Source organism: Halalkalibaculum sp. DA3122 (genome assembly GCF_043951865.1).
In the GTDB taxonomy this organism is placed as follows: domain Bacteria; phylum Bacteroidota; class Rhodothermia; order Balneolales; family Balneolaceae; genus JAMQKA01.
On sequence record NZ_JBINJF010000006.1, the window covers coordinates 23,378 to 45,688 of the forward strand.

21 protein-coding genes are annotated in these 22,311 nt (G+C 50.9%); 11 read left to right on the forward strand and 10 right to left on the reverse strand.

Annotated features, from left to right (window positions below; translation table 11 throughout):
* Positions 1-100 precede the first annotated feature (100 nt).
* Positions 101-1,984, reverse strand: coding sequence for an AMP-dependent synthetase/ligase (locus tag ACG2F4_RS05645; protein ID WP_395259239.1), 1,884 nt, complete (start codon positions 1,982-1,984; stop codon positions 101-103).
* Positions 1,985-2,190: 206 nt separating this feature from the next.
* Between ACG2F4_RS05645 and ACG2F4_RS05650 the strand changes: the two genes are divergently transcribed.
* Positions 2,191-2,694 (forward strand): Fur family transcriptional regulator, encoded by a 504-nt coding sequence (locus ACG2F4_RS05650; protein WP_395259240.1) that lies wholly within the window; start codon positions 2,191-2,193, stop codon positions 2,692-2,694.
* A gap of 191 nt (positions 2,695-2,885) precedes the next feature.
* On the opposite strand, the gene ACG2F4_RS05655 is transcribed toward ACG2F4_RS05650, so the two are convergent.
* Entirely contained in the window at positions 2,886-4,409 is a 1,524-nt protein-coding gene (locus ACG2F4_RS05655) for a glycoside hydrolase family 28 protein (protein WP_395259241.1), read from the reverse strand.
* 517 nt (positions 4,410-4,926) lie between these two features.
* On the reverse strand, positions 4,927-5,400 hold the full coding sequence (locus ACG2F4_RS05660) for an aminoacyl-tRNA deacylase (RefSeq protein ID WP_395259242.1): 474 nt from the start codon (positions 5,398-5,400) through the stop codon (positions 4,927-4,929).
* Between the two features lie 179 nt (positions 5,401-5,579).
* Here ACG2F4_RS05660 and ACG2F4_RS05665 point away from each other — a divergent pair, with 179 nt between their 5' ends.
* Positions 5,580-6,605, forward strand: a complete 1,026-nt coding sequence (locus ACG2F4_RS05665; RefSeq protein ID WP_395259243.1) for a Kelch repeat-containing protein — start codon at positions 5,580-5,582, stop codon at positions 6,603-6,605.
* Positions 6,606-6,625: 20 nt separating this feature from the next.
* Here ACG2F4_RS05665 and ACG2F4_RS05670 read toward each other — a convergent pair whose 3' ends face one another.
* The 3 genes from ACG2F4_RS05670 to ACG2F4_RS05680 are packed head-to-tail and all read right to left on the reverse strand — an operon-like array spanning position 6,626 to position 10,239.
* The gene (locus ACG2F4_RS05670) at positions 6,626-7,870 is read right to left on the reverse strand and encodes an ABC transporter permease (RefSeq protein ID WP_395259244.1); all 1,245 of its coding nucleotides are present in this window, start codon (positions 7,868-7,870) and stop codon (positions 6,626-6,628) included.
* Positions 7,871-7,892: 22 nt separating this feature from the next.
* Positions 7,893-9,131, reverse strand: a complete 1,239-nt coding sequence (locus ACG2F4_RS05675; protein WP_395259245.1) for an ABC transporter permease — start codon at positions 9,129-9,131, stop codon at positions 7,893-7,895.
* Between the two features lie 13 nt (positions 9,132-9,144).
* Complete coding sequence (locus ACG2F4_RS05680) at positions 9,145-10,239, reverse strand: efflux RND transporter periplasmic adaptor subunit (RefSeq protein WP_395259246.1); 1,095 nt, start codon at positions 10,237-10,239, stop codon at positions 9,145-9,147.
* A 291-nt stretch (positions 10,240-10,530) separates the two neighbouring features.
* Here ACG2F4_RS05680 and ACG2F4_RS05685 point away from each other — a divergent pair, with 291 nt between their 5' ends.
* The 5 genes from ACG2F4_RS05685 to ACG2F4_RS05705 all read left to right on the forward strand — a co-directional run bounded on the left by ACG2F4_RS05685 (position 10,531) and on the right by ACG2F4_RS05705 (position 13,760).
* On the forward strand, positions 10,531-11,214 hold the full coding sequence (locus ACG2F4_RS05685; protein ID WP_395259247.1) for an MliC family protein: 684 nt from the start codon (positions 10,531-10,533) through the stop codon (positions 11,212-11,214).
* Positions 11,215-11,405: 191 nt separating this feature from the next.
* Complete coding sequence (locus tag ACG2F4_RS05690) at positions 11,406-12,143, forward strand: NYN domain-containing protein (RefSeq protein WP_395259248.1); 738 nt, start codon at positions 11,406-11,408, stop codon at positions 12,141-12,143.
* Between the two features lie 136 nt (positions 12,144-12,279).
* The gene (locus ACG2F4_RS05695) at positions 12,280-12,492 is read left to right on the forward strand and encodes a hypothetical protein (protein ID WP_395259249.1); all 213 of its coding nucleotides are present in this window, start codon (positions 12,280-12,282) and stop codon (positions 12,490-12,492) included.
* A 4-nt stretch (positions 12,493-12,496) separates the two neighbouring features.
* Complete coding sequence (locus tag ACG2F4_RS05700) at positions 12,497-12,934, forward strand: hypothetical protein (protein WP_395259250.1); 438 nt, start codon at positions 12,497-12,499, stop codon at positions 12,932-12,934.
* 52 nt (positions 12,935-12,986) lie between these two features.
* The gene (locus ACG2F4_RS05705) at positions 12,987-13,760 is read left to right on the forward strand and encodes a hypothetical protein (protein ID WP_395259251.1); all 774 of its coding nucleotides are present in this window, start codon (positions 12,987-12,989) and stop codon (positions 13,758-13,760) included.
* Positions 13,761-13,785: 25 nt separating this feature from the next.
* Here ACG2F4_RS05705 and dnaJ read toward each other — a convergent pair whose 3' ends face one another.
* Genes dnaJ through ACG2F4_RS05725 form a run of 4 tightly spaced genes read right to left on the reverse strand, consistent with a single transcriptional unit; the run spans position 13,786 to position 16,215 of the window.
* On the reverse strand, positions 13,786-14,955 hold the full coding sequence (dnaJ, locus tag ACG2F4_RS05710) for a molecular chaperone DnaJ (protein ID WP_395259252.1): 1,170 nt from the start codon (positions 14,953-14,955) through the stop codon (positions 13,786-13,788).
* A 19-nt stretch (positions 14,956-14,974) separates the two neighbouring features.
* Positions 14,975-15,625, reverse strand: a complete 651-nt coding sequence (locus ACG2F4_RS05715) for a nucleotide exchange factor GrpE (RefSeq protein ID WP_395259253.1) — start codon at positions 15,623-15,625, stop codon at positions 14,975-14,977.
* Positions 15,626-15,677: 52 nt separating this feature from the next.
* The gene (locus ACG2F4_RS05720) at positions 15,678-15,833 is read right to left on the reverse strand and encodes a hypothetical protein (protein WP_395259254.1); all 156 of its coding nucleotides are present in this window, start codon (positions 15,831-15,833) and stop codon (positions 15,678-15,680) included.
* The gene (locus tag ACG2F4_RS05725) at positions 15,823-16,215 is read right to left on the reverse strand and encodes a VOC family protein (RefSeq protein WP_395259255.1); all 393 of its coding nucleotides are present in this window, start codon (positions 16,213-16,215) and stop codon (positions 15,823-15,825) included. Before ACG2F4_RS05725 ends, ACG2F4_RS05720 begins: the two co-directional genes overlap by 11 nt.
* A gap of 356 nt (positions 16,216-16,571) precedes the next feature.
* On the opposite strand from ACG2F4_RS05725, the gene rsmI reads away from it, so the two are divergent.
* The 4 genes from rsmI to ACG2F4_RS05745 all read left to right on the forward strand — a co-directional run bounded on the left by rsmI (position 16,572) and on the right by ACG2F4_RS05745 (position 22,168).
* Positions 16,572-17,255 (forward strand): 16S rRNA (cytidine(1402)-2'-O)-methyltransferase, encoded by a 684-nt coding sequence (gene rsmI / locus ACG2F4_RS05730; RefSeq protein ID WP_395259256.1) that lies wholly within the window; start codon positions 16,572-16,574, stop codon positions 17,253-17,255.
* On the forward strand, positions 17,245-18,843 hold the full coding sequence (gene lnt / locus ACG2F4_RS05735) for an apolipoprotein N-acyltransferase (protein WP_395259257.1): 1,599 nt from the start codon (positions 17,245-17,247) through the stop codon (positions 18,841-18,843). Before rsmI ends, lnt begins: the two co-directional genes overlap by 11 nt.
* A gap of 234 nt (positions 18,844-19,077) precedes the next feature.
* Complete coding sequence (locus ACG2F4_RS05740) at positions 19,078-21,039, forward strand: fructose-1,6-bisphosphatase (RefSeq protein WP_395259397.1); 1,962 nt, start codon at positions 19,078-19,080, stop codon at positions 21,037-21,039.
* Positions 21,040-21,163: 124 nt separating this feature from the next.
* Positions 21,164-22,168: a metal-dependent hydrolase gene (locus tag ACG2F4_RS05745; protein WP_395259258.1), complete on the forward strand. Its 1,005-nt coding sequence runs from the start codon at positions 21,164-21,166 to the stop codon at positions 22,166-22,168.
* Positions 22,169-22,311: the final 143 nt, after the last annotated feature.

Sequence of the window (22,311 nt, forward strand, 5' to 3'; positions counted from 1 at the left end):
ATTCGTGATTCAACAGGTGTGCTAATTTGGATAGAATATCAGAATTAATTGAGCTGAAAAAACACACCTGTATCTCACAACGAATGATCCAGTGACTTTACTAGACAGCGGCACTATCGAAAATATCATCAATCAGGTGGCCGTACTTATCTTCAATAACCCGGCGCTTCACTTTGAGTGTTGGAGTCAGCTCGCCGCTTTCTACTGAAAACTCATTTGCGACCAGCCTAAAATCGCGGATCTTTTCGTGGGATGCCAACTGTTTTGAATAGTTTCGGATCTCTTTCTTGTAGATCGACTGAATCTCATCCTTTTGGATCAGATCCTCCATCGAATCGTACTTGAGCCCACGTTCTTCCGCATGTTTTTCCAGGGTTTCAAAATCAGGTACTATCAACGCGGCCATGAAGGGTTGGCGTTCCCCCACAACCACCAGCTGATCAACCCACTTGCTGGTTTTGAACATATCTTCAATCGGTCCGGGGTAGATATTCTTGCCTCCTGCGTTTACGATCATATGCTTGATGCGATCGGTGATCTGCAGGTTGCCCTCCACAAATCGTCCCACATCGCCGGTATGCAGCCACCCTTCCTCGTCGATCATCTCGCGCGTGGCCTCTTCATTTTTCCAGTACCCCTTCATCACGTTGGGACCCTTGCACAAAATTTCTCCCGGCTCGCTGGTCAGCTTGGTGGGATAGTCCTCACCACTGATCTCGGCAATTATTTTGTTATCCTCCAGCCGCTGTATAGCCACTGTTATGCCGTTTAAAATCTGTCCCACCGTGCCCATACGCTCATTGCCATACGAATTGGCTGCCATAATCGGTGAGGTTTCCGTGAGTCCATATCCCTCCAGGATGTTGAGCCCCGCCGCCATAAAGAAATGACCGATCTCTGCCGGCAGTGCGGCTCCCCCGGATACAAAAAAGCGGATATTGCCCCCCGTACGCTCCTTGAGCTTGTCAAATACCAGCTTGTCGGCCACCGTTTTTTGCATGGCCACCAGTCCCCGCTCACCATCGGCGTATCGTTGGCCTACATCAAATGCCCAGTCAAATATCTTTTTCTTTACAGCGCTGCCCTCCTCCACGCTTTTGGCAACCAGGTTATAGATCTTTTCAAACAGCCGGGGCACGCTCATCACAATTGTGGGATGCACTTCAGTCAAGTTCCTGGCAACGGTATCCACACTTTCGGCGTAATAAATCTCCCCGCCTCCCGCAAGCAGCGCATAATACCCGGCTGTGCGCTCAAATGAATGGCAGAGCGGCAGGAATGAGAGGGCGCGGTCGTTCTCATCAATATGAATATGCTGATGCGCCGCTTTCACATTGCTCACGATGTTTCGATGGGTCAGCATCGCCCCTTTCGGCTTGCCCGTAGTTCCGGAGGTATAGATCAGCGTTGCCAGGTCTTCCGGCTCAATACGCTTGCTCCGGTCATGGATCTCTTCCTCATGTTTCGGATACAGCTTGAAGCCTTCGCTCATCACATCTTCGTAAAGCACCACGTAGGGTTCTTCCAGCTGGCGCTGAACACGAGGGGCATCAAAAGCGATTACCTGGCGTACATGCTCACAGTCTTCAAAAATTTCAATCGCCTTTTTTAGCTGAATTCCCGTGGAGACGAAAAAAAGCTCCGCTTCCGAATTTTGCAGGATATACTTGCACTGGTCCGGTGGCAGCGAAGTATACAGGGAAACATTGACGCCCCCCACCAGCTGAATTGCCAGGTCCACCACCGCCCACTCATACCGGTTTTCACTGAGAATCGCCACGCGGTCTCCCGCTTCGATACCGTGCTCCGTGAGATACGCCGCCAGGGCGTGGACATCCTCCGCGACCGTCTCCCAGGTTATCGCTTCGTAACGGTCGTTCGTGGAAGGCTTTCGACCAAACGCCGTTTTTCGCTTTCCTTCATATTTTTTGGATAGATTTATAAAGAGTTCCGTCAGTGTCTCAAAGGCAACAACTGTAGGCATAAATAACCTGAATGTTAGATTAAATTCCCCTGGTCAATTACAAGATTCATGAATATAACATTCTGCAGTGATAATGGTAGAATTATTGAAACGATTGGACTGTAACGTTTGGGACTGGGCTGACCACCATCCTGCCCTGCTAATCAAAATCTTTTCAAATGCCCGGCGTTATTCATTATATTGAAACAAAAATTGATCAATTTTTTATGGCACATCCAGCAAAAGAAGAGACAATTGACCTCGTAAAAGAGATCTTCAGCTCATATCTGAAGGAACACAATCAGCGGCAAACCCCCGAGCGGTTTATGGTACTGGAGGAGATCTACCGCGCCGACGGCCATTTTGATGCCGATGATATTTTCTTCAACATGAAAGATTCAGGCAGCCGCGTTTCACGTGCCACCGTCTACAATACACTTGACCTTCTCGTGGAGTGCGGACTTGTTCAGCGCCAGCAATTTGGGAAAAACCAGTATTTTTACGAACGCGCCTACGCCTACCAGCAGCACGATCATATTATCTGTAAAGAGTGTGGTACCGTTATGGAGTTTTGCGACCCGCGCATCCAGGAAATCAAGAGTATGATGGAGAAGATCCACAATTTTAACATTGAAGGGCATTCACTTCACTTTTTTGGGGCTTGCGAAGATCCGGAGACCTGCGAACGAAAACAGGATATCGAAGCCAAGAAAGGAAGTACCGTTAACTAGGTCCTTCCCCTCTCCTAATATTATTATTACCCGGTTACAGAACCATTTGTTCATTTTTTTCAATCTTTTGTCAATCAGGATTGTAAATACGGCACAACATCGGGCAGCAACCACTCACCGAGGGAACAAAACCTTGTGAAGCCCGGCAGATTCCCAGGGTAAAAAATCGTGACCGTATTCTGCAGGTAATATTACCAGACTTGTTGCTGAGGCTCCCTTTTTATAATGTTGGGTGAAACGTCCTCGCCGAATTCAATTTGACTGGCGGGAAAGTTCGGCATAAAAATACTCCCGGTATAGGAGCCCTGAAGCAGTATCGGAGCGGTGTTATCCATCATGCTGTCGCTGAGAGCCACATTTTCGAAATACATCTCATACACGTCATTCACAATCATTGCCCGCTCTTCTGACTGAATATCAACATTATGAAGAGTCAGGTTCTTGACTCGTTCAATTCTTGCGCCCTCACCCGCATTACTTACCTGAATATTTTGCAGGGTGATATTCTCAAGCCACTTTTCCGGCAGGCCAATCAGTGATATCGCCGTTGGCACGCTGTCAATTTGCACATCCCGTATCTCGATATTGCGAATCAGCGGGGCGGGACCAGTGGCCTCGGGACCGGTATAAAACGTGTTGAAATTGATGGCCTGGTTTTCGATATCCCGCATCCGGATGTTGCGGATAAAAATATCCTCAATGACGTTGCCCCGGCCGCGCTCGGTTTTGAACCGGATTCCGCGGTCGGCTCCCTCAAAGTACGCATTGTGAACATATACATTGTTGATACCACCCGAAGTTTCGCTGCCAAAGACAATACCCCCGCTGCCGGTGCGGACATCGCGAGCCTCAAAATTACGCACCACCACATTTTTTGTCGGTATATCGATCTGCAACCCCTCTTCGTTAAACCCTGATTTAAGGACAACCGCATCATCGCCGGTTTCAAAATGGTTGTATTCGACGAGAATATCCCTCGAGGAATCCAGCACCACCCCGTCTCCATTGGGGGCATCCAGGCTGTTGACGGTAATATTCCGTATAATCGCCCGCTTGCTGTAGACCAGATGTACATTCCACATCGGGCTGTCATTGAGGGTGATCCCTTCCACCAGGATATCTTCCGATTTCCAGAATACCATAAAGTTGGGACGCATACCCTCATTTCCTGCTCCCTTTCCAAAATCACGGCGCGACAACGGCACTTTCGTGGCGATACCCCGAGGGGGAGCCCCGTGCTCTTCAAACCAGCTCCACCAGTGGGCTCCCTGTGCATCCAGCGTGCCCCGGCCGATGACTGCAACATTTTTTACATTCCGGGCATAAATCAGCGGAGAGTAGTTATACGCTTCAACTCCTTCATAGCGCTGCGGGACCACCGGCAGGTAATCCTCTTTATCCGTACTGAAATACACGGTAGCCCCATCGGCAATATAAAGATTGATATTGCTCATCAAGTGAATGGGTCCCGTCAACCATCCTCCTTTGGGGATAACAATCGTTCCCCCGCCGATGTCGTGCGCCGCCTCAATAGCCCGATGAATCGCCCCGGTATTTTTAAAGGAAGAATCCTTCTCCAACGGCACAGCTCCGTAATCCTGAATATTGAACGTAGTGTCTGGGAATCCCGGTCGCTGCAGCTCCGCCATCGGGAACGGGGCGTCGAGCGGCTCAATATCTTTGGTAATTACCCGCTGCTGGGCAAAAAGATCCATACCCGGAGCAGATACTGCGCAAATAATTATTGTGGCACACAATACGTTCCCGTAAAACTTGAATAAAGAATGCTGCATTCTGATTTACCCCTTTTGTCTGAGTTATTTTGCTCTGATAAATTCCGTCTATGAAAATATACTATCGCAACAAATGAGCCAGGACCACCTGTAAAGGCTACCCACTGTAAAGGCTACCCAAATGTTAGAAATTATTTTTGAGAAGACAAGAACTGCTTTGTCTTGAAACCTTATCCAGACTCTTGCTTGGTTCTGTACCTTTAATATTGCGCAAGGGATGCATCCCGCGTATTTGCCGTTCCAAGTCATGCAACACAGATGGAACGGAAGTCCCTCCCGCGAGAGAATATTTTTTCGTTTCACCGCCCTGAGACGAGGCAAGCCCGCCAAATTTAAATAATCCAGGTAAATTGATAACAGCACGGCCCGAAAACAGCGTAAGCGCCAGTGAGGGATGATCCGTACTCACACGCACCGGAAACAGAAATACCGGTCGCTGTCAAGCCTGTTTTTTGACTGAAACGTGAATTATTTCAGGAGCTACCAGCTCTTTGTAGTCATCAAAGGAAATCCGGATAAGTTCCCTGTGTGTGCCGGCGTTAAACGCAATTTCCTCATCTTCGGTCAGGGATTCAGCTACTATGGTTTCCATATCGTAGAGATTGCCAAAAGGGGGCATGGCACCCAGTTCGCAATCCGGGAATAACCCGTTGAATTCCTGTTCAGAAGCCAGCTCCACCTCATCCGCCTGCAGCTCTTGCTTGACCAGCTCAAAGTCCACCTGGTGGGTGGAAGGTAGCACCAGCATTTTGAGATCCCCATCCACCTTCAGCATTACGGTTTTGGCCATCTCTTTACCCGGTATATGGGCCGAGGCCGCGACCTCCTGGGCCGTAAACGCCTTCGAGTGCTTTATTACGACATACTTTTTATCGTTCTCATCCAGATATTTTGTTAATCTGCTTAATGGCATCACAACCTCCCGTCTTTGTTGATCAGAATATGTAACATACCTAACACACAAGTTAGGGAATACGTTTTATCGATCTCTCGGGAAACAAAAACCGGGGATAAAATTATGGTCTTGCGCTTGCATAACTGTCCAAAACCCGTCAATTTTCCGGCTCACAACTTTGAAAAAACAGTCCACGCATGAAGACTCCAGCATTCAACCTGATTTCCCCAATTTCGACAGCCATCTTGCTTTTTATGCTCTTTGGCTCGGTATCAATGACTAACGCACAAACGCAAGCCGGGTGGCACACGCTCTCTTCCGACACAGAACCTCACCACCGGCACGAAAATGCCTACGCAGCGGTCGACAACAAGCTCTACCTGCTGGGGGGACGGGGAGAACGCCCCGTGGATATCTATGACCCCGGCACCGACAGCTGGTCAACCGGCGCCACTCCTCCACTGCCGATGCACCACTTCCAGGCGGTCAGTTACGAGGGCAAGATCTACGTCATGGGCGCACTGACGGGCGGCTACCCGGATGAAGACCCCGTACCCAACGTCTATATTTATGATCCTCAAGCGGATCAGTGGACCAGGGGGCCCGCTATTCCCAAAGATCGACGGCGGGGGGCTGCGGGAGCGATCGCCCATAATGGGAAAATCTATCTTGTAGGCGGCATCCAGAACGGCCACATTGACGGGCATGTGCGCTGGTTCGATTCGTTTGATCCGGAAACCGGAGAGTGGACCAGGCTGGCTGATGCTCCCCGCTATCGCGATCATTTCCAGGTTTCCATTATTGATGGAAAGCTCTACGCCGCCGGCGGGCGACGAACCTCCCAGGCCACCGGTGAGACGTTCCAGCTCACCATCCCGGAAGTGGATGTTTATGATTTTGCGACCGGCACCTGGTCTCCGCTCCCCCCTTCCGGTGACCTTCCGACCGAACGGGCCGGTACTACTGCCATCTCGGTGGGAGCCAATCTCATTGTTATTGGCGGTGAAAGCGGAGCACAACAGCAGGCCCACGCAGAAGTAGAAGCCTATAATACCGAGACCCGCGAGTGGACCGCTCTTCCCTCACTGAATACCGGTCGGCACGGGACCCAGGCGGTGGTTTACGACGGTAACATTTATATTGCTGCGGGGTCCAAAGTGCGCGGTGCCGATGAAGTCAACACCCAGGAAGTGCTCACCATCCCGGATTCGCTCCAAAAATAGCACCTTGAGAAGCCGTCAAATCACTCGTACCGCAATGACTCAACGGGGTCAAGCGAAGCGGCTTTTCGGGCGGGGAAAAAGCCCGCGGCAACACCGACTGCCACCAGTACAGCAGCACAAAGCAGTGCTATGGCGGTTGAGAGCTCAGGCTGCGTGAGAAACTGCATAGCCCCGTCATCGGCGGGAATGCTGCGTACAGCCGCAATAACAGCTGTCGAAAAAGCCAGGCCGATGCCACCCCCTGCCAGCGAAATTGCAAGTGCTTCAAACATAAATTGAATCTGGACATGAAGCCGGCGGGCCCCCACCGCCAGTTTAATACCGATTTCACGGGTTCGTTCTTTTACAACTACATACATGATGTTGGCGATACCCACCCCCGCAATGCAGAGCGTGAATAAACCGACTACGCCCAGAAAAATCTGTATGCCCAGCATCACCATCCGGATATTCGCCGCTGTTTCTATGGTATCCCAAATGGATATGGCATTGGGGTCGGCCGGGTCAAACTTGTAGCGATTGGCCAGCAGGCGGGTAACCTCCTGCTTTACCTGCTCTATCTCCTGGGTTGAACGCGGGCGTATCAGCATGTGGTTGATATTTTGGCTGCCGTAAACAGCTTTGAAGGTGGAAGCCGGTATAATGGCGCGGTCGGCATCGGGCCCGTTGTTCATGCTGTTCTGTATTTTCGGGATCATAACGCCGATCACCGTAAACGGCATACCGTCCAGTTTTACCTGCTTGCCCACAGGCGATTCATCCCCGAAGAGCTGGGCGGCAATGTCATTTCCGAGGAACACCACCCGCCGCCGGTATTTCTCATCCAGGTCGTTTAAAAATCGTCCTTTCTCCGCCGGATACATCGACCGCAATTCTACAAATGAGGGATACACCCCCTCCATATACGTGGTGCGCTTCATCAGGTCGGTCTGCAGGCTCGTGCCCCATTTGCCGTACGAAGGACTTATTTTTTCGATCGCCGGTATTGCCCGCTCCAGCATCTCCACATCTTCCAGCTTGTATCGTATGGACCGCCCCTTGGGCAGCCCCTCGTACTCCTTGCTGGTGGTGCCGCCATAGACCATCAGAATATTGTCATACGCGTTGGTAAAACCGGCCGACATTACGTTTTTGACCCCCTCCCCGAACGCCAGCAGCAACACCACCGCAATTGTTCCCCACGCAATGGAGAACATCGTCAAAAATGACCGGAGTTTCTGTATGCGCAAGTCATTAATAAATTCCTGGAATAATACTTTCCACATATCGTTATCCTTTTTATCAGGTTCAGGCGATCTGCCGCAGACATTCGGCTGGTTCCAGTTTTGCAGCTTTTCGCGCGGGGAAATATCCTGCCAGCAGGGCGATCACCGAAAGGAGAACAACGGTAACCGCAACCACCGCAAAAGAGATTTCCGGCTGACCCACCTCCTGCTCTATCGGGAGCAGGCCTGCCAGTTCGACCATCCCGACCGAAATAAGGAATCCCAGCAGGGCGCCGATCATGACGATAGCGAAACTCTCCAGGAAAAACTGGCCCAGTATAGTCCTTTGCGTGGCCCCGATAGCCCGCTTAATGCCGATCTCCCCGGTTTTTTCCTTGACTACCACAAACATGATATTAGCCACGCCGATCCCCCCGACGGTCAGGGTAAAAGCCCCGATGATTCCCATAAACAGGTTAAATCCGATAAAGAAATAGTTCAAAAATTTATCCATCTCATTAGTATCCCAGATAAATACGGCATCCTGGTCGGTGGGGTCGAAGGTGTGAATAGTGCTGAGAGTATTATATACGCTGGCGGTCACAAACTCAGAAGCCTCCGGGTCGTCGTACCGGAAGATCAGGTTGTTCAGGTACACATCCCCAAAGAGCGACTGGTAGGTCGTATTTGGTATGAAGATGCAGTCTTCATCGCGACTGCCATAGGATGAGTTCTGCACTTTGGGCTTCATGACGCCCACAATGGTAAAGGGTGACTGGGCAATATAGATTGTCTCCCCGATAGCGGGTGCATCTCCCATCAGCAACGTCTTCAGCTTGTCGCCGATCACGGCCACCCTGCGTCGCAGCTCCACATCCCGCCGGTTAATATAGCGTCCTCCGTCGTCCGGAATAATGTTACGCATCTCCCCGTACTTCTCATTTGCCCCGATAATATTGGGAAGCGTTCGATTGTTTTTATAGCGAACCGGTGTGCCATAGCGCCTGAACTCCGGGCTGATACTGGTAATCTGGGGGATTTGGGCTTCCAGGATTTCGGCATCACGCGGGGTGAACCGAATTCTTCGCCCGTCGGGGTACCCCTTGTACGGCTTGGTCGTCTGGTTGGGGAAAAGTATTACGATGCCCTGCCCCATACCGTGCATGTTTTTTCGATTCTGTTTTTCCAGTCCCATCCCGAACGCAAGCAGCACCACCACGGAAACGGTTCCCCACGTAATTCCGAGTATAGTCAGCGTTGACCGTAACTTCTGGGCTTTCAGGTCCACCCAAAACTGCTGTAAAAAGGCCCATATCGACATCGTTGATCTCCGGTTACTCAATCTCTTTCGCTTCTTTTTCAATCACTTTTTCGCCCTCGGCAAGCCCCTCTTTCACTTCCACGTTGATCGCATCGCTGAGTCCCATCTCGATGACCCGATCTTCCCGGGAACCGTCGGCCAGCAGCACGTTTACATGTGCGGTATCTCCCCGAAAGGTGATCAGCCGTTCCGGGATCGTGAGTACGTTATCTCGCTCCTCCACCATAATTTCGGCATTCGCGGAATATCCGGCCCGGAGCACATTTCCCCCCAGGTCAGTGAGCATTATTTCAATAGGAAAAACGATAGTGTTGTCCTCATCACGGGATTTAAGCGAAATCTTTGAAAGAACTCCCCGTACCTCGGCATCCGGCAGCGCCCCGATTTTGATATCTGCCTGCATGCCCTCCTGCAGCTTTCCGACATCTATTTCATCCACCGTTCCCCGGAACAAAAGGTCGTCCATATCCGCCATGGTCATCAATACGGTCCCTTCCTGGTATGAGGTAAGCGGCACCACAGGATCACCGATTTCAATGGCTTTCTCCAGTATGTAGCCGGAAATCGGGGCTGTAACGACAGACTTAATCTCCTGTCCATAGGTCGTAATGCTTCCCTTTTCAATCAGGTCCAGCCGTTCCCGGGCGGCCTGCAGGTTTACCCGGGCCTGCTGGTACGACTGGTCTGTTTCCTCATACAGCCGATCCGCAATCAATCCTTTCTCCTTTAATTTGGAGATCCGCTCAAATTCGGTTTCCGCGTTGTTGAACGACAACTGCATGCGTTCCAGCTCCCGGCGGGCGTCCACCAGCTCCTGCGGGGTCGGCGTCGGTTTGATCTCCATCAGCGGTTCGCCGGCTTCAATGTATTCTCCCGCCTCGGCATACAGCTTCTCCACCACTCCCGATATTTTGGATTTTACGTCCACCTCTACTCGTGGTTCTATGGCTCCCACTGCAATGGCGATATCCTGCAGCTTGCTGCGGTTTACCTCCACCGTTTTTACTTCTTCCTGGTCGGTGTTATCGTTTTGTACCATCGCAAAGACAGCCATTCCCACTGCGCCGATGACTATGATCCCTATTGTAATTTTAAGCCATTTTTTCATATCAGATATCTTTTGGTCGATTATAAAGTTGGGGTTTTGATATGAGCTTCCCTTTCAAATTAAACATACCTGCTCTACGGCTTTGGGATACGCAAGGTTGCAGGCAGCCAGTTATTTTATTTTCTCTGGCCACAGGAAGGAATACATTTTAGCTTTTCCGGGCACAAGCTTATTTTCCAGCTTTGCCGTTATTCCAAAAAAATGTGAGAATGTCGTGGATAGGAATCTCCCTCTGGGGTCATGAAGATGCCAATCCCTAATCCTGGCAACATGTTAATCCAAAACCATTTTATGCGATCTCGACTTTTGCTATCCCTCCTGCTCCTGTTTTCTCTCTCATTTACGGGCTGCACCGGCAGTACTGAAAAAGATCAGCTGCCCGGCGAAGTTACGCCGTCAGCTCCGCAGCCCACCGGCAAAACCCTGGTTTATGACTGCCTCGTGGAGTGGGACCTGGTGGTGAAAGTGGATACCAGTGATGCCTGGCTGATACTCCCGGACACCACGGTGCATCTCCCCCGGCGCAGGTCGGCTTCGGGAGCACGGTTTATGTCTGAAGGCGGGGATTATATGTACTGGTCGAAAGGCGATGATGCGATCATCGAGATCGACGACAAAAGCTACGGCTACTGCGACCTGGACCCGGAGGAAGCGGTCTGGCAGGATGCCAAATTCCGGGGAGCTGCGTTTCGGGCTTCCGGGTTTGAGCCGGGGTGGCACCTTGAACTATTTCCAGACACCACTACCTTTGTCCTTGACTATGGCGAATATTCATTCTCCGCACCCACTACGGAACCCGATTACAACCCGGATAGCACGGAGACAGTATACCAGATGAATGCGGCGGATCACCATATCTCGATCAGGATAACGGCTGAAGAGTGTATCGCCCCTTCGGGCAAGGAGTTTCCTTCTACCACCCTGTTAACGGTTGATGACAAAACCTACCGCGGCTGTGGACGGTCATTTGAGTGACTGGGGACTTTCCCGGACGTTGAGCTGCCACGATTTTTTTAAGAAGTCCCGGGAGTCTGCATGCCTCTCATTTTTTAACGACCTTGAATGTAAAAGCACCAGAAACAGCTATATCGCCTCATGTAATTCAGTCGGTTGCTTTTCCTTATATTGCAGTAATCAATCATTACAAAACATCAGGATATCGGGATATGGAATCTGAAACTACAGATAAACTGGCGGTACTCATCGACGCTGACAATGCCCAGCCCTCGATCGTTGAGGGATTGCTTGCAGAAGTGGCCAAATTTGGAACGGCCAACGTAAAACGGATCTACGGCGACTGGACCTCCCCGCGACTCAGCAGCTGGAAAGAGGTGCTGCTTCAGCACTCAATACAGCCGATCCAGCAGTTTGGCTATACGAAGGGGAAAAATGCCACCGACAGTGCCATGATCATCGATGCGATGGACCTGCTCTACTCAGACAAGTTTGACGGGTTCTGCCTGGTTTCCAGTGACAGTGATTTCACCAAGCTGGCGGCCCGGCTTCGTGAATCCGGCCTGGTGGTGTATGGATTCGGCGAACAAAAAACGCCCGAACCTTTTGTAGCGGCCTGCGACAAATTTGTGTATACCGAGGTACTGCGCGACGAAGAGGACGACAAGCCCCAGATGAAGCGCCGCTCCACCAACGAGCTGAAGCAGGATACCAAGCTGGTAAACCTGCTCCGCAATGCCGTAGAGGCCTCGTCCGACGAAACAAACTGGGCGCACCTGGGGCCGGTGGGCAGCTATATTGCCAAGCAGTCACCCGATTTCGATCCCCGGAATTACGGGTATCAAAAACTGGGTGAACTGGTACAGGCCACCAGGCTTTTTGAGATGGAGGAGCGTCCCGTGGGCGAAGGGCAGTCGAAAGCGATCTATATTAAAGACAGGCGAAAATGAATGATTTAGTAAATGAGTGACTGAGTGATTGGAAATTGAATAATAATAGGCCGCAACCAATAAATATAAATTTGAATGTATACCTTGTTCGTTATCTCTTGTGCAACGTCCATGTGTTAAAACCGGGGAGAATAGCATGAAATATTCAATGATTTTTTTGACGACCTTTTTTATGCTTGTTGCTGTCTCTTTTCCGGTGTTGCCCGGCAGACTGGTTATCGCCCACAACATGCGGTATCCCAGTCCAGACCCCGATTATATTGAAGCAATTACACAAAATCCCGTGCTCGAAACCATGTTCTTGCTGATGCATGGCGCCGGCATGGGAGTCACCATGAAAAAGCGATAAAATCATGAGACAATACCCTGTTAAAAAAATTGTAATCAGCCTCGGACTGGGCTTGCTGGCCCTGTGGGCGATGCAGTATATCAACAGCAGTGACTTTTCATTTAACCCCTCTTCGCAAACCACTCAAACGGACTCCACCGTTTCCCAAAAACAAGAGGTGGAGTCACAGGCCAAAGAGTTCCGCAACGAGGATGACTGGATGGGCGCATACCTGGCCGTTCAGGACAAAGTTCGGGAACAACTCAAGGACACCGGACCGGTAGAATTTCCCTGGAATTCGGCTGTCAGCATCCGTCGAACCGGCAAAAAACAGACCTACCGGGTAGAAAGTTATGCCGAATACCAAACCCGGTCTGGTGATACCGTCAAAGCGCATTTCACTGCATCAGTCCATCAAACCGAGGATGACGTGTGGAAGGTTTCTGATTTGGTGATTGAGTGACTTGATACTTGAAAGAATGAGTGATTGAGAAATGTTATGATTGGCCCAGCCTATGCATAAAGATCCCAAAATATCGGACCCCGCTCCCCCCGGGACATATGCTGAGGATATCATTCTCCCGTGTGAAGATTCAGGACGGCAGATTGAACTGGCGATTTTCAACGATCACCGTTATTCCTTTTTTTACTGGCTGAAGTGGACCAGGAAGCTCCAAAACGGCTGGAATACCCCGCCACCCACGCTCGTGACCATTGACTGGCACCGCGACCTCGCTCCTCCTTCGGAAGCTGAAAAACGGATGTTAAACGACCTTCACCAACAGAATCTGCAAACAGTCGTGGAGTTTACCACCAACGGGCTTGATCCCCACAACGACGGGCAAATTCTTTCGGCGGCATGGCTGAACCTGGTGGGGGACATCATACTGCTTAAAAATTACGGGATGGAACAGCAGGATGTCTGGCCTGATCAGCTGGATAATGCCCATCAGATCCTGGAATTCAGGGATCCCAGCAGATTTCAGTCAGAGATTGTGAGCCGGGACAACGAGCGGTTTTTCCTCGACATCGACCTCGACTACTTCATCAAAAACAAAGTCGCTCCCTATCAGCGTGAAAAGGTCGAGCTCTACGGGGATGAGGAGATCAAAAGCCTGATCGATCCCAACAGCCGCTTATTCATCTTTCTGCAGGAACGCCTGGAAGGGATCACGCTGGCAACAGAGCCCCGGTATTGCGGGGGAATCAGAAACAGCAATCACATCCTGGATATAATCCTGAACCAGCTATTTACCCCGGAAATGAGGTGGAATCACGAACCAGGTTAATCATCTGATTGCCCGGTAATACAGGCTAGGTAAATACATCTTTTATCTTTGAGAAAAAGCCTTTGCCGTCATCCTCCTTGTTGGTGGCGGCAAAATGATCTTGTCCCCTGAGCGCTTCCACATGCTCGCGCTCCTCCTTGGTAAGACTGCCCGGGATATAAACATTGACCCGGATAAACTGGTCTCCGGTCTGCGAACTGTTCAGCTTCTGAATTCCCTTGTCCTTCATCCGCAACAACTTGCCGGGTTGCGTACCGGGCTCAATCTTGATTTTTGCCCTGCCTTTCAGGGTTGGCACTTCCACCTCGGTGCCCAAGATGGCGTCGGGGACGCTCAAGACCAGGTCATAGTAAATATCGTTGCCGTCGCGCTCGAAATCCTCGTGCTCTTCCTCCTCTATTAATACAATCAGGTCGCCTGCTTCACCTCCGCGGATACCGGCGTTCCCCTGGCCGCGCATCGTGATGTAGTTACCCTCCGAAACTCCGGCGGGAATGCGAATCTTGACGGTCTCTTTTCCCTTGTAGCGACCTTCGCCGTGGCATTTGGAGCATTTGTTCTTGACTATTCGTCCCTCCCCGTTACAGTCGGGGCATCGCTGCACGTTAACCATCTGTCCGAGCATCGTGCGGTGTACCTGCCGCACTTCTCCCATGCCGTCGCAGGTGCTGCAGGTTTCAAAGTCGTGCTCGGTCTCAGCGCCGGTTCCGTTGCACTCATCACACTTGACCTGCTTTTTTACCTTCAATTTTTTTTCGGTACCAAAGGCGATATCCTCCAGGCTGAGCTTAACACGGAGCTTCATGTCGGAGCCCGGCTGGCCCGACGAACGGCGCCCCCGCGAGCGACCACGACCGCCGCCGCTGAACTCTCCGCCGAAGAAATCAGATCCGAAAATTTCGCTGAACCGGCTGAAGATATCATCAAATCCAACATCCTGGTACTGGCCACGGCCGCCAAATCCTGCGCCACCGTTTACGCCCTGGTGGCCGAATTTGTCGTATTTGGCACGCTGCTGCTCGTCGCGGAGCACCTCGTACGCTTCAGAGGCCTCCTTAAATTTTTCTTCTGCTTTGGGATCATCCGTGTTTCGGTCCGGATGATATTTCATGGCCAGCTTTCGATAGGCTTTTTTTATTTCGTCCTGGCTGGCATCTTTTGTCACTCCAAGAATTTCGTAATAATCGCGGGGCATACTAAGTTATGTCCTTCCGTTATTCGCTTACAATTACTTTTGCATGTCGGATGGTGCGGTCGCCCATGCGGTACCCGTTTTCAACAACCTTCAAAACCATATCACTGTCGATGCTGTCATCTTCCGGTTTTTGGCGCATCATCGCATCGTGCAGATCTACATCGAACGGGACCATCTCTTCATCAATTCGCTCCACATCGTATTTATGTAATACCTCTTCGAACTTACTGGCAACCAGCTCCACTCCATCCATAAAGTTCTCATTTACTTCCGATTCTTCAAACGCTTTCAGGGTCCGGTGCAAGTCGTCATTGATCGGCAGGAAATCTTCAAGGGCCTTGGCGCGGGCTGTCTCGAAAAGCTGGGTTCGCTCGCGTTTGAACCGTTTTCGTACATTTTCCAGTTCAGCGGCTTTCCGGAGATGATTTTCTTTGGCTGTTTCCATCTCCTTCTGGAGCTCTTCGATAAGCAGGTCCTGTTCTTCCAGCTTCTCGATCAGCTCTTCCCTTTGCCAATCGGCGTATTTACTTTCTTCTTTGTCGGCAGACTGTTTGCCTTCTGCAGTATCCAGCTCTTCCGGCTCATCCTGGGTTTCCTGGTCCTTTTTCACCTTTTCATTCGTGTCGCTCATATCCTTGTCATTTTTAAAAAATTCAATAAATCGCTTCATGCACTGCTATCTTTTTATGCAAATAACATGCCACCCGGTTTTGAATCCCGTTTTACTGCCAAAGTTTCGCAGTATCGTACTTGCCGGCAAACATCAACCTGTTGTGGGGATACCGGATGTTTCCCGGGCTCGGGGCCAGAAAAGTGAACCGCCGGGAGCCTGTCTCCAGGCTACCCAGTCCGGCTGTTTGCCTGGCTTCAGTCTTCATCCTCTTCGTAAAAAACTTCAATCATGTTGCCATCAGGATCAGAGATAAAGACAAATCGTCCCCTTTTCCGGTTCGCGGGTCCGCTCAAAATACTGACTTCCTGTTCTTTGAAATATTCTGCCATTTCATCCACCTCTTCTGGGGAATCGACATAAAATCCAAAATGGTCCACGCGGTAATCACGGGAATTGGGATCATAGCTGGTTTCAGCTTCCACCAGTACAAGGGTATCTTCTTCACCCACCTGGTAGACCGCCATGCTTTTACCCATTTTTCGAACCAGCTCAAAGCCAAGAATCTCACCGTAGAATTCTTCAGCTCTCTCAATGTCATTCACCCTGATTGTTATGTGATTCAGTCCTGAAGGATTAAATTTTGCCATATTCTTCTATTTGTGATCGAAATTAATATGTTGAATGTATTGTAAACCCCTCATCGAACTCCGGGGCTGCCTGTAATTACTGAAATCTTTGCAAAACCGTTGTCTTGTCCAATCTCTGTATTTTCGCGGATTCGAAATCCTCATTTATGAGATATAAACTGCGGATTCGAATTCGCTTATGCTTTGACCCTGAACCAAACCCTGGTTTTGCAAAGCTCTCTTACTTCCAAAGGAAATGGATACATTGTTCGTATCAAAATCATTTGTCCGTCATTCACTCTTTCTTCATTAGCCCTGATAATAACGTTTTTAGCTCTTATCTTCATCCAGATCTTGAACCTCAACTGTGAGCCACCGTGTCTACACTTTATATCGTTGCAACCCCGATCGGAAATCTGGATGATTTTTCTCCCCGTGCGGCCGAGGTACTGAATTCGGTTTCCTATATCGCCTGTGAAGATACCCGGAACTCGGGGGTACTATTGAATCGCTACGGCATAGATACACCCACTTTTTCATTCCATCAGCACAATGAGCATCAAAAAGTGGAGCATCTTATTCAGCTTTTGGATGCCAACCAATCCGTAGCGCTGATATCCGATGCAGGAATGCCCGGCATTTCCGATCCCGGTTTTTTGGCAGTACGCGCCGCTCACCAGCAGGGCCATACCGTCTCCGTCATTCCTGGTCCCGATGCCGCCACTACGGCCCTGGTGGCCAGCGGTCTGCCCTGCGATCGCTACGTGTATGAGGGGTTCCTTCCCCACAAAAAGGGGCGCCAAAAACAGTTGAACCAGCTGGTGGACGAAGATCGCACCATTGTATTTTATGAAAGCCCCTACCGGGTAGTTAAGCTGCTGGAAGAACTGGTTGAGTATTTTGACGAGAACCAGTGGGCAGCCGTCTGCCGCGAACTGACCAAAAAGTTTGAGGAAGTGGTCAGGGGGCGTCTGAAAGATCTGCTGGGGGAATTTGGCAGTCGTTCAGAACTGAAGGGAGAATTTGTTATTGTCCTGGCACCAAAGGGATATGATGAGTAGTCTGACCAAAATCACCACCAATATATGGTCCAGTAAATGGGGATTAAGTATCCTGGCCGGATTGCTGCTGGGACTCAGTTTTCCTCCCCTGCCCTTTCCGTTCCTGGTCTTTCCGGCCTGGATCCTGCTGTTCCGGCTGGCAGAGCTATGTGAAAGCAACCGCGGAGCCGCCTTCTGGAGCTACATCTCGTTCGTAATATGGAACCTGATCACTACCTACTGGCTGATGATGGCGACCCTGGCCGGTGGAATAGCGGCCATACTGGCCAATTCGGCGGTCATGACGATCCCCTTCGTAATCCAGCGGCAGTTCCAGGCAAAGCTTGCATCGCCCTGGCTGACTGCTCCCCTGCACGCCGCCGCCTGGATCAGCTACGAGTTCCTGCATCACAACTGGGACCTGGCGTGGCCCTGGCTGACCCTCGGCAACGCCTGGTCCAACGTTCCGGGACTGGTCCAGTACATTTCGCTGACCGGCTACTGGAGTATCTCCTTCTGGATACTGGTTACGGCAAGCCTGGCGTGGCAGGCGATCAGGACGAATGACAACCGGCTCACTATCGGGGCGGCGACCGCCGCTTTCCTGTTCCCCGCCCTTTCATTAATACAGTACCATTCAGCCAATTTTTCTTCTGATCAAAAAATTGAAGCGGTAGTAGTGCAGCCCAACTTTGACACCTACCAAACCTATGGGGGCTATGAGAACATTTTTCAAACCCAGCAAGTGTTGCTGGAACTTTCGGATTCACTCCGGACCGACTCCACAGATCTCCTCCTCTGGCCGGAAAATGCAGTGCGCACCTCATTGACATCCCGGGAAGTGGAGGGGTCAACCGCTCTTGAAATCAAGAACCAGCTTCGCAATACTGCCCAACAGTGGAACAGCACCCTGATAACCGGGTCCACCTACTTCGACTACTTTCCGCCGGACAGCATCCCCCCGCTGGCGCGAACGTCGGGCGACTCCCATTACCTTTATTATAATGCGGCATTGGCGTTTTACCCCGATCAGCCATACGAGGTGTACCGGAAATACAACCTGGTCCCCATCGTAGAACGCGTTCCCTTTGTCCACTCGCTCCATCAGCTTGACATTTTTGGGATGGTGAACTGGGCTGATGTTCAGGGCTATGGGAAAGGGACCACCGCCCAGCAGTTCCAGGTCAATGGCACCGCAACACCGGCACTGGTCTGCTACGATTCGGTCTTCCCCAACTGGGTTCGCCAATATGTAGAGCAGGGTTCCGGCTTTATCAGCATTATCACCAACGACGGGTGGTGGGGCAATACCAGCGGGCACCATCAACACTTTGCCTTTGCCCGGCTGCGGGCGATCGAGTTCCGGCGGTGGGTGGTCCGCAGTGCCAACAACGGGATCTCCGGTATCATCAATCCCCACGGAAATATCGAGATTAAGACCGACTACTGGGAAAAAACCGCCTTTCGCTACGCTGTTCCCATTCTCGTAAAACAAACAATTTACGCCCGCTGGGGCGACTGGTTCCCGGTTAGCATGATCGCCTTTTCGTTCCTCGGGCTCGGGTTCATCGTTATTGCAGAAACCAGAAGAAAGGTCCCTTCAACATAATGTTGGTCCGGTTTAGGGATCGGGCACGGCAGCAGCTGCGGGAGTCTGAATTAATGGTCTGTCCCCCTGTCTTAGCGGGAGATCCGTTTTATCGATTGAATTCATCTCAATGTCGGGGTACATTCAACAGTGCAGCCGTACGCTCAATCATCAGATTTGACAGTACAAAGACAACGGGATTTCACGCGGCCGCGCTGCGCATCAATTTATAAAAACAGCCACCGGGAGTATTTCATGCAGGCATCCGAAAGTCAAATGCGCTACCTCAAATTGCTTTCCAGGCAATATCCTTCTATCGAGGCGGCATCAACTGAGATTATAAATCTCAGTGCAATCCTGGAACTACCAAAAGGGACCGAGCACTTCATTTCTGACATCCACGGAGAGTACGAATCATTTTTACATGTACTTCGCAACGGGTCGGGGTCGATTAAACGAAGGATCGACGAAATATTCGAATATTCGCTAAATGAACAGGAGAAACAAAACCTGGCCACCCTCATCTACTATCCCGAGGAAAAGATGGCCATTATTTTAAAAAAGATCTCAAATCCGAAGCAGTGGTATCGGAAGACTCTGTTTCAGCTTATAAAGCTTTGCCGGGTGTACTCCTCGAAATATACGCGTAACAAAGTTCGCAAGGCCCTGCCGAAAGATTTCAGCTACATTATTGAGGAGCTGCTGCACGAACAGGAGAGCATTAAAAACCGGGAACAGTATTACACCAGTATCATTGAATCGATCATTGAGACCGACCGGGCAGGTGCCTTTATCGTCGCCCTGGCCCGCCTGATTCAGCAGCTCACCATAGCCCGGCTGCATGTCATCGGGGATGTCTACGATCGCGGTCCCGGGGCGCATATCATCATGGATAAATTGATGGAACATCACGCCGTCGATTTTCAATGGGGCAACCACGACATCGTGTGGATGGGCGCGGCGGCCGGTAGCGAAGCCTGTATTGCGAATGTAATTCGTGTCTCCCTCCGATATTCCAATATGGAAACCCTGGAAAATGGCTATGGCATCAGCATGCTCCCGCTGATTTCACTTGCCGTGGATGTGTATGGTGACGACCCATGCGAGCAGTTCCGTCCCAAAGATGCTGATGAGGAGTTCACGGAAAACGAGCAGCTGCTGATGGCCCAGATGCAGAAGGCGATTACCATGATACAGCTCAAACTGGAGGGACAGATTATACAGCGGCGGCCTCAATACCAGATGCAGGACCGGCTGCTGCTCGACAAGATCGATTTCCAGCAGGGCACTGTCCGGGTCGGTGATCAATCCTACCCGCTGCTTGATACCCATTTTCCCACAGTTGATCCTGAAAATCCATATGCACTTTCGGCCCAGGAGAAGTCGGTAATGGATAAAATCCGCCTCTCGTTCCAGAACAGCGAGCGATTGCAGGAGCATGTACGGTTCCTGTTCTCCAAAGGCAGCATGTATCTTGCGTATAACGGCAACCTCCTGTATCACGGCTGTATCCCGATGACACAAAACGGCCGCCTGCGCCACTTTACGTTTGACGGGGTGGCGCACAGCCCCAGCAGCTTTATGGATCGACTGGACCGGCTGGCCCGCCAGGGATACTTTGCCAAAGACAATCCTGAAAAAAAACAGTACGGCATGGACACGATGTGGTACCTGTGGAGCGGATCCCAGTCTCCGCTTTTCGGGAAAGACAAGATGGCTACATTTGAACGCTATTTTATTGAAGATCCCTCTACCCACAAAGAGCAGATGAATCCCTACTACGACTACAGGGGCGACGAAGAGGTAGCCGTAAAGATCCTGGAAGAGTTTGGCGCAGATACGGAAAACGGCCATATCATAAACGGTCACGTTCCGGTAAAAGTCACCCGGGGTGAAAGCCCGGTAAAGGGAGGCGGAAAACTGCTGGTTATCGACGGGGGATTTGCCAAGGCCTACCAGGAAAAGACGGGCATCGCCGGCTATACCCTCATCTTTAATTCGTACGGTTTGATACTGGCCGCCCACGAGCCGTTTGAGTCGCGCCAGAAAGCCATTGAAGAAGAGATCGATATCCACTCCAACACAAGAATACTGGAACAAAATACGGAACGTATCCGCGTACGTGATACCGACAACGGTCGCGAGATCCAGCGAAAGATTGAGGACCTTAAGCAACTGCTGGAAGCATATCGGTCTGGGTTAATCAAGGAATCATAGGGGATAAAACTTGCCGATTTCTGGGGACTCAGCATCCAATATCTTTATCTTCATGCGTTTATCTTTTGTGAACTGCCGGAATAAAGGCATCTCAATAACGATCATATAACAAACGTTCTGCCAAATGGATCCCGTTACTCACGGCCTTATCGGGGCTTCTGCCTCCCAGTCTTTTGCTGACAAGGAGAAGCTGCGACTTGCTGCACTGGCTGGAGCCACCGGTGCCATGCTGCCGGACCTCGATATATTGATCGGCACCTCTTCGGATCCGCTGCTCACCCTGGAGTTCCACCGTCAATTTACCCACGCCCTCCTCTTTATTCCGGTCGGTGCCCTGCTCGCCGCTGTCGCCTGCTGGTGGCTGGTCAAAAAGAAACTGAGCTTTAAAGAAACATATAGCTTCACCCTGCTGGGTACTGCAACGGCCGGCATTGCTGACGTTTTCACCAGCTACGGTGTTCAGCTGCTGTGGCCACTGACCGACGAGCGCTTTGCCTGGAATCTTGTCTCCGTATTTGACCCGCTTTTCTCTCTCGGTTTAATCCTTACCGTCGGACTTGCCCTGTACCGGAAGCAAAAGGGAGTTGCCCGAATCTCTTTTATCTGGATCACGGTTTACCTGCTTTTTGCGATAACCCAGCAGCAACAGGCCCGGCTGACGGCCCGGGCACTGGCCAGTCAGCGCAACCACTTTGTCGAGCGACTTGTCGTAAAGCCAACCATTGCCAATCAGCTGTTGTGGAGCACCCGCTATGTGAGCGGCAACCGCATATATGCCGACGGGGTGCGGATCATTCCCTTTTCCAAACCCCAGGTATTCCGGGGGCGGTCGACCCAGCTTATTCCCTGGCAGCAAACCTATGCCCGTTACAAGGGAACAACGCTCTACAACGATATTAAACGATTCAGCACGCTCTCGGAAGGACTCCTCGTGGCGCACCCGGACCGTCCACAGGTGATCGGCGACGGGCGCTATGCCATGCTTCCTACTTCAGTAACGCCACTGTGGGGTATTGTAGCCGACACCACCCGGGCCAAACAGCATGTCGAATTCAAAACCTACCGGGATGCAAGTCCCGAGATCCGAAATGCATTTCTGCGTATGTTACGGGGAGAATATCCCGATTAGGGCTGTTTTACTGTTAATACAATCTGAATACGCTTCAAGCAGGCTTTTTACAGGAGTTTTTTCACGGACTTACCGGAACCAGCGCAAATTTCTCATCAAGAAATTTATTCCTCAGCAAGTCGAAGGGAAGTACAGGCGGGACA